Source organism: Nocardia farcinica, assembly GCF_029867845.1.
Taxonomy (GTDB): Bacteria; Actinomycetota; Actinomycetes; order Mycobacteriales; family Mycobacteriaceae; genus Nocardia; species Nocardia farcinica_A.
In genome coordinates this window covers 1-4,749 of record NZ_JARWRU010000879.1, presented here as the reverse complement: position 1 = coordinate 4,749, position 4,749 = coordinate 1, and the positions used below count along the sequence as shown (strand labels likewise).

Genomic DNA, 4,749 nt, shown 5'->3' with positions numbered 1-4,749 from the left:
GCACAGCGCGTCGAACAGGTGGTTGTTGAGCAGGATGTCGCTGCACCAGTCCACCAGCGCCCCGCGCGGCTGCTCGGGCAGGTCGACCCGGTTGTTGCGCTTGGTCATCGCCAGCGGGCTGTGTCCGAACATGTAGAACTCGAAATGCTGGTTGCCGTCGACGTGAGTGTCGAGATCGGCGAGCAGATCCTCCACCGGCTCGGGGCGTTCGATGCCCTCCAGCACGAACGAGGGCACCATGCGCAGCGTGACCGCGGTGACCACGCCCAGCGCGCCCAAGCCGACCCGCGCCGCGCGCCATGCCTCGGGGTCGTCGTCCTCGTTCACCTCGACGACCGTGCCGTCGGCGCGCACGATCTCGATCGAATGCAGTGCCGCCGAGAGGTTCTGCAAGGTGGCGCCGGTGCCGTGGGTGCCGGTGGCCGTCGCGCCCGCGATGGTCTGCACGTCGATGTCGCCGAGATTGGGGAAGGCCAGCCCGGCCGCGTGCGCGGCGGTGCTGATGGTGTGCAGCGAGGCGCCCGCCTGCACGCGCACCAGTCCGCTGCGCGCGTCCAGCTCGAGCACGCGGTTCATCCTGGACAGGTCGAGCAGCACACCGTCGGTGAGGACGGTGTCGGTGAACGAGTGGCCGGCTCCCGCGACGCGCACGGTCCGGCCCTCGCCGGCCGCCTGGACGAGCAGTTCGGCGACTTCGCCGGGGTCGCGCGGTGTGGCGACGCGTGCCGGGGCACACTTCTGATCGCCTGCCCAGTTCACCCACTTGGTCATGTGACCAACTGTAGCCGCGCGCAGTGACGCACGCTACTGCGGGCTCACCCCTGGCTATCGGCGACGGTCGGTGCAGGCGTGCAGCTTGGCCTGCTCGAAGTCCTCCTCGCGCAGCGGCCCCACGGGCAGCTCGACGCGGGTCACCTCGCCCGCCCGCACGCCGTTGAGCACGATGGCGGCATAGCGCTGCCAGACGTTCGGATTCACCGGCTTGGCGAAGGCGGCCACCGCGTCGACCATGTGGACCAGCGCGAGGAAATCCGACGGCTCGATCTCCGGTTGCAACGCTCCCGCGTCGTGGGCGCGCTCGATGATGGTGGCGATGGTGGGGGTGATCCGGTCGCGCAGGTGCGCGAACCGCTCCGGGTCGTCGGCCAGGTCGAGCAGGACCTCGGCGAATCCGCGATTGTCGGCCAGATGCCGGCAGGCGTACTGGAAGAACTCGACCAGCCCGAGCCACGGATCGGGGTGGCGCGCGGCCTGTTCGGCCTCCTGGGCGAACTCGCGCATGTTCTGTTCGAAGACCTCGGCGATCAGTTCGCGCTTGTTGGAGAACCGGCGGTAGACCGTGCCGACGCCGACGCCCGCGCGCTCGGCCACGTCGTCGAGGGTGATGTCGAGTCCGCGGTCGGCGAACAGTTCCCTGGCGGCGGCGATGATGCGCTGCTGGTTGCGTGCGGCATCGGCCCGGAGACGCCGGGGAGGAGAAGGGGCCGCGACCTGGTGCACCCCGCCATGCTAGCAACGGTCCGGCTTAACCGGAGGAAATCTCTCCGTTCCGTGCCGATAGCATGAACGGATCGATTCCCTCGGCTCGGTGAGCGAGATCCCCGTTCGGAAAGGTCGGAATGAGCGCACCGGCACGCGTGCCTCCCCTCGATCCCGCCCTGCTGGCGGCGATCTCGGTGGGTGGCGGACTCGGCGCGCTGCTGCGTCACTCCATCGGCCTGTGGTGGCCCGCCGGGGCGGGGCAGCTGCCCTGGTCGACGCTGGTCGTGAACGCCACCGGCTGTTTCGCCATGGGGGTGTTGATGACGCTGCTGCTGCGCGAGCGCCTCACCCACCGGCTGGCCCGGCCCTTCCTCGGCGTCGGCTTCCTCGGTGGCTACACCACCTTTTCGACCTACAGCGTCGAGATTCGTACACTGCTCGAATCCGGTGCGGTGCTCGAGGCGCTCGGGTACCTGGGGGGTACGTTGGTCGCCGCGCTCGCGGGGGTGGTGCTCGGTGCGGGCGCGGCTCGAAGGGTGACGGCTCGATAGCGATCACGGCGACAGCACGACGGAAGGGGGTCCGAGATGATCGGCCTGCGAGGCACGCCAACGGCAGGCGAGGACGGGGTGCGCGGATGAACACCGTGCTCGTGGTCCTCGGCGGCATGATCGGCGCCCCGGCCAGATATCTCGTCGACCGCGCGCTCGCCGCCCGATTCTCCTCCCGGCTGCCACTGGGAACATTGACCGTTAACATTGTCGGTTCGGCGGTGCTGGGCGCTCTGATCGGCGCGGGCGCGGGCGGGTGGCTGTTGTCGGCAGCGGGCGCGGGCTTCTGCGGCGCGTTGACGACGTTCAGCACATTCGGCTACGAGACCGTCCGCCTGCTCGCCGACGGCGCCTACGGCATCGCCGCAGGTTACGTCGCGATCAGCGTGGCTGCCGGTCTCGGCGTGGCGTATGCCGCCGCGTCGGGGATCGGCCGGCTGGCGGCATGATCTCCATGACCAGCCGGGCACAGCCGACGTGGAAGGGAGACCCGAGCATGGCCCACGATCGAGCCGGGCGTCCCGCGCGCGCGAGCGATCTCGACGACATCGCGCACCTGGTGACGGCGTACTACAGTCGCGTGCCCGACCCGGCGGACCCGGCGCAGAAGGTGGTGTTCGGCACATCGGGGCATCGCGGTTCCAGCCTGGACGCCGCGTTCAACGAACGTCACATCCTCGCGATCACACAGGCGATCGTCGAGTACCGCGCCACCCGCGGCATCACCGGACCGGTGTATCTGGCGCGCGACACCCACGCGCTGTCCGAGCCCGCGTGGACCACCGCGCTCGAGGTGCTGGCAGGCAACGGCGTCACCGCGATGATCGACGCCCGCGACCGCTACACCCCGACCCCGGCGCTGAGTCACGCGGTGCTGCGCCACAACCGCGGCGGCGCCAAACACCAGGCCGACGGCATCGTGGTCACGCCCTCGCACAATCCGCCCCGCGACGGCGGCTTCAAATACAACCCCCCGCACGGCGGTCCGGCCGACACCAGCGCCACCGACGCCATCGCCGCGCGCGCCAACGAACTGCTGGCCAACGGCCTCAACGGGGTCAAGCGCGTCTCGCTCATGCAGGCGCTGACCAACCACGTCGAACGCTACGACTACCTCGACCACTACATCGCCGACCTGCCGAACGTGCTGAACCTGGACGCGATCCGCGGCGCGGGCATCCGGCTCGGCGCCGACCCGATGGGCGGCGCGAGCGTCGACTACTGGGAGGAGATCGGCCAGCGCTACGACCTCGAACTGGAGGTCGTCAACCCGTTCGTCGACCCGACCTGGCGGTTCATGACACTCGACAGCGACGGCAAGATCCGCATGGACCCCTCCTCCCGCCACGCCATGGCGGGCCTGGTGGCCATCAAGGACGACTACGACATCTCCACCGGCAACGACGCCGACGCCGACCGCCACGGCATCGTCACCCCCGACGGCGGACTGATGAACCCCAACCACTTCCTCGCGGTCTCGATCGACTACCTGGTCGCCAACCGGATCGGCTGGGACGCGCTCACCAAGATCGGCAAGACCGTGGTCACCTCCTCCATGGTCGACCGGGTGGTGAGCGTGCTCGGCCGCCAGGTGCACGAGGTGCCGGTCGGGTTCAAGTGGTTCGTGCCCGGATTGTTCAGCGGCAGCCTGGCCTTCGGTGGCGAGGAGAGCGCGGGCGCGTCCTTCCTGCGCATGGACGGCAGCGTGTGGACCACCGACAAGGACGGCATCCTGCTCGCCCTGCTGGCCGCCGAGATCACCGCCGTCACCGGCCAGACCCCCTCGGCCCGCTACGGCGAGCTGGAACGCCGGTACGGCTCGCCCGCCTACGCGCGCGTCGACGCCCCCGCCACCGCGGAGCAGAAGAATCTGCTGTCCGCGCTGACACCGGAGATGGTCACCGGCACCGAGATCGCCGGTGAGTCGATCACCGAGGTGCTCACCCGCGCCCCCGGCAACGGCGCCGCGCTGGGCGGACTGAAGGTGACCACCGAGAACGCCTGGTTCGCCGCGCGGCCCTCGGGCACCGAGGACAAGTACAAGATCTACGCCGAGTCGTTCCACGGTCCCGACCACCTGAAGCAGGTACAAGCCGCCGCCGAGGAGATGGTGAGCAAGGCTCTGTCGCGGTGAGTGGCTGTAGTACCGGCGAGCGCACGTCGGACCGGATCGGATCGGATCAGCGGCTGCCCGCCGAGATCTGGGTGCTGATCGGCGCCGCCTTCGTGATCGCCATCGGTTACGGCCTGGTGGCGCCGGTGCTGCCGCAGTTCGCGCGCAGCTTCGGCGTCGGGGTGACCGCGGCCTCGGCGATCATCAGCGCGTTCGCGTTGATGCGGCTGCTGTTCGCGCCGTTCAGCGGCGGCCTGGTGCAGCGGCTGGGGGAGCGCTGGGTGTATCTGAGCGGGCTCGGCATCGTCGCGGTGTCCACCGGGCTGTGCGCGTTCTCCCAGACCTACTGGCAGCTGCTGGTGCTGCGCTCGCTCGGCGGCATCGGCTCCACCATGTTCACCGTGTCCTCGCTGGCGCTGGTGATCCGGCTCTCGCCGGTGCACCAGCGCGGGCGGGTATCGGGGCTGTGGTCGTCGAGTTTACTGATAGGCTCGGTCAGCGGCCCACAGGTCGGCGGCGCGCAGGCCCGGCTCGGGCTGCCCGAGCCGTTACTCATAAACCCCCTGGCCCAGCAGAAAGCCTCACCCATACTGAACCAAACTT

At 69.7% G+C, this 4,749-nt stretch carries 6 protein-coding genes; 4 read left to right on the top strand and 2 right to left on the bottom strand.

Going from position 1 to position 4,749, the window contains the following annotated elements:
• Positions 1–771 (bottom strand): FAD-binding protein (locus tag QH283_RS19230; protein ID WP_280504376.1); only part of this gene is annotated, 771 nt, incomplete at its 3' end.
• 54 nt (positions 772–825) lie between these two features.
• Entirely contained in the window at positions 826–1,500 is a 675-nt protein-coding gene (locus QH283_RS19225; protein ID WP_280504375.1) for a TetR/AcrR family transcriptional regulator, read from the bottom strand.
• 119 nt (positions 1,501–1,619) lie between these two features.
• Here QH283_RS19225 and crcB point away from each other — a divergent pair, with 119 nt between their 5' ends.
• The 4 genes from crcB to QH283_RS19205 all read left to right on the top strand — a co-directional run.
• Positions 1,620–2,033: a fluoride efflux transporter CrcB gene (gene crcB, locus QH283_RS19220; protein ID WP_280504374.1), complete on the top strand. Its 414-nt coding sequence runs from the start codon at positions 1,620–1,622 to the stop codon at positions 2,031–2,033.
• A gap of 86 nt (positions 2,034–2,119) precedes the next feature.
• Complete coding sequence (locus QH283_RS19215; protein ID WP_280504373.1) at positions 2,120–2,482, top strand: fluoride efflux transporter FluC; 363 nt, start codon at positions 2,120–2,122, stop codon at positions 2,480–2,482.
• Between the two features lie 47 nt (positions 2,483–2,529).
• On the top strand, positions 2,530–4,167 hold the full coding sequence (gene pgm / locus QH283_RS19210; protein WP_280504372.1) for a phosphoglucomutase (alpha-D-glucose-1,6-bisphosphate-dependent): 1,638 nt from the start codon (positions 2,530–2,532) through the stop codon (positions 4,165–4,167).
• The coding region (locus tag QH283_RS19205; protein ID WP_280504371.1) for an MFS transporter at positions 4,164–4,749 on the top strand (586 nt) is incomplete at its 3' end. The genes pgm and QH283_RS19205, both read left to right, overlap by 4 nt.

What these genes read in the sequence shown, in the direction of transcription:
- crcB (WP_280504374.1), top strand. Translation starts at nt 1,620, where the DNA reads ATGAGCGCACCGGCACGCGTGCCTCCCCTCGATCCCGCCCTGCTGGCG.
- QH283_RS19215 (WP_280504373.1), top strand. Translation starts at nt 2,120, where the DNA reads ATGAACACCGTGCTCGTGGTCCTCGGCGGCATGATCGGCGCCCCGGCC.
- pgm (WP_280504372.1), top strand. Translation starts at nt 2,530, where the DNA reads ATGGCCCACGATCGAGCCGGGCGTCCCGCGCGCGCGAGCGATCTCGAC.